Annotated in this window: 2 protein-coding genes; both read right to left on the bottom strand. The window is 57.2% G+C overall.

What is annotated here, in order from left to right:
• Positions 1–636 carry a riboflavin synthase gene (locus NW853_RS01630; RefSeq protein WP_414347361.1) on the bottom strand — a complete coding sequence of 212 codons (636 nt, stop codon included), beginning with the start codon at positions 634–636 and terminating at the stop codon, positions 1–3.
• A gap of 13 nt (positions 637–649) precedes the next feature.
• Positions 650–2,368, bottom strand: coding sequence for an ABC-F family ATP-binding cassette domain-containing protein (locus NW853_RS01625; RefSeq protein ID WP_414337322.1), 1,719 nt, complete (start codon positions 2,366–2,368; stop codon positions 650–652).
• Positions 2,369–2,519: the final 151 nt, after the last annotated feature.

Raw genomic sequence — 2,519 nt, 5'->3', positions numbered from 1 at the left:
TTAAACGTAGCCGTGCTCGGCCAGAAACTCCAGAGAAATGCCGTCCTCCGGCGGAGCCAGGCCCAACAATTTTTCCACATACTTGCCCAGCATGTCCGCCTCCACGTTCACCGGATCCCCCACCTGCAGCAGGGAGAGGTTGGTCTCGCGGTAGGTCTGCGGGATCACCGCCACCTTAAACCAGCAGCCCCCCTGGCGCGCCTCGGCAATGGTCAGGCTCACGCCGTTCACCGCCACGCTGCCTTTGGGCACGATGTAGCGCCCAATCTCCGCAGGAACTTTGAAGCTCAGCTCCCAGGCGTTGCCACTGGCGACCTGATCCCACAGTTGTCCCACTCCATCGATATGGCCGCTGACGAAATGTCCCCCCAGCTTGTCTCCCACGCGCAGGGAAGGTTCGAGGTTAACCGTGCGCGGGCGGGATCCCTGGCCCCAAACCGAGCGGCGCAGCGTTTCCGGCGAGACATCGGCCAAAAAGCCATCGGGCAGAATCTCCACCACCGTCAGGCAGAGGCCGTCCACCGCCACGCTATCGCCGTAGGCCAACTGCGGCTGTAGCTCTGGGCAGGTAACCCGTAGCTGTGAAGAACTGATCAACTGGGCTGTGCCGAGACTGCGCACCAAACCTGTGAACATGACTCTGCCCTCCTTAAGCTTTGCCAGCTGCTTTTTTGGCTTTTTGTTTTTCTCGCTCTTTGGCTCGTTTTTCAGCAGCTTTGGCTGCTTTTTCAGCAGCAATCCGCTCTTGTCGAGCTCTCTCTTTCTCTTCGGCAATCTTCTCCAAGTAGTAGTGGTAATCGCCCTGGTAGGCTACCAACTCGCCGTTGCGGATCTCGACAATTTTATTGGCCACTTTTGAGATAAAGTAGCGATCGTGAGAGACCAGAATTGCCGTGCCGTCGTAATGCTGTAGAGCCTCTTCCAACATCTCCTTGGCTGGAATATCCAGGTGGTTGGTGGGCTCATCCAAGATCAACACGTTGGCCGGTTGCAGCAGCATTTTTGCCAGGGCCAAGCGGGCTTTTTCTCCCCCACTCAAAGCTGCTACTTTCTTAAAAACAGCGTCGCCGCTGAAGAGAAAGCGCCCCAGCAGCGTGCGCACTTCCTCATTGTTCCAGTCGGGGACTTCGTCATGAATTGTATCGATCACGGTTTTGTTCAGATCCAAAGCCTCTGCCTGATTTTGCTCAAAGTAGGCAGGAATAACATTGTGGGGCCCCAATTTTGCGGATCCCTCGGTCGGCTGCTCCAGGCCGGTGATAAGGCGGAGCAGCGTCGATTTTCCCGCCCCATTGGGTCCTAAAAAGGCGACGCGATCCCCGCGTTCGATCAGCAGTTCTGCGCCCAAAAATAGAATTTTGTCGCCATAAATGTGGGTTAGGTTTTCGATCTTCACCACCTCGCGGCCACTGCGGGGGGCAGGAGGGAAGCGAAACCTAAGGGTGCGCACATCGCCAACTGGCGCTTCCACGCGCGCGATTTTTTCTAGTTGTTTTTCGCGGCTCTTGGCCTGGGTGCTGCGGGTGGCGCTGGCCCGAAAGCGATCGATGAAGGCCTGTTGCTTTTCGATCTCTTTTTGTTGTCGCTCGTAAGCCGACTGTTGCGCTTCTCGTTGCTCAGCTTTTTGTGCCAGATATTGAGAATAATTGCCTAGGTAGGTTCTGGAAACACCTCGCTCTGTCTCCACAATTTGGGTACAAAGTCGATCCAAAAACTCGCGGTCGTGGGAGACGATCACCATAGGGATCGTCAAGCTCTTGAGGTAGTTTTCCAGCCACTCGATGGTCTCCAAATCCAGGTGGTTGGTGGGCTCGTCCAGCAACAGCAAATCCGGCTCCTGTAGCAGAATCTTGCCCAAGGCGATGCGCATCTGCCAGCCGCCGCTGAAGGCGCTCACCAGGCGATCCCCATCCTGCGGCTCAAATCCCATTTCCGGCAAGATTTTGTCGATGCGGGCCGCCAGTTCATAGCCGTGTAGGCTCTCAAATTGCCGCTGCAGGCGATCCAGACGGCGCAGAAGGGACTCTAAGGTGTCGGGATCCGCCTGTTCCATCTGCCCGGTGACCTGGGCCATCTCCGACTGGATGCGGCTTTCTTCCCGAAAGACCGTCCACAGCTCCTCTCGCACCGTTCGGGCGGGATCCACCTCAAACTCCTGGCTGAGATAGACGATGCGCAGGTTGGCAGGGCGGATCACCTCGCCGCTGGTCGGGTCTTCTTGCCCACAAATGATCTTGAGCTGGGTGGTTTTGCCAGCCCCATTCACGCCCACCAAGCCGATGCGATCCCCGGGCTTGACCTCCCAGGTCACGTCCTTGAGCACCTCGCCGGTGGGGTAGATCTTGCTGATGTGTTCCAGTCGCAGCATGGGGTTCCTCGGTTCTGGGGGCCGACGGGGGAAATGTGGCGTTTTCTTTACATGCCTCACTCATCTTAGGCAGTCTTGGGATCCGCGTCCACGGGCCCTGGGCGGTTCCCGCTTCGTTTTTTCATCTTTTCATCTCGTCTTCTCCACTCGA

The organism is Synechococcus sp. H55.11 (assembly GCF_047462475.1).
Classification (GTDB): Bacteria; Cyanobacteriota; Cyanobacteriia; order Thermostichales; family Thermostichaceae; genus Thermostichus.
The sequence above is the reverse complement of the archived record's forward strand: the minus strand, read 5'-3'. Positions and strand labels throughout refer to the sequence as shown.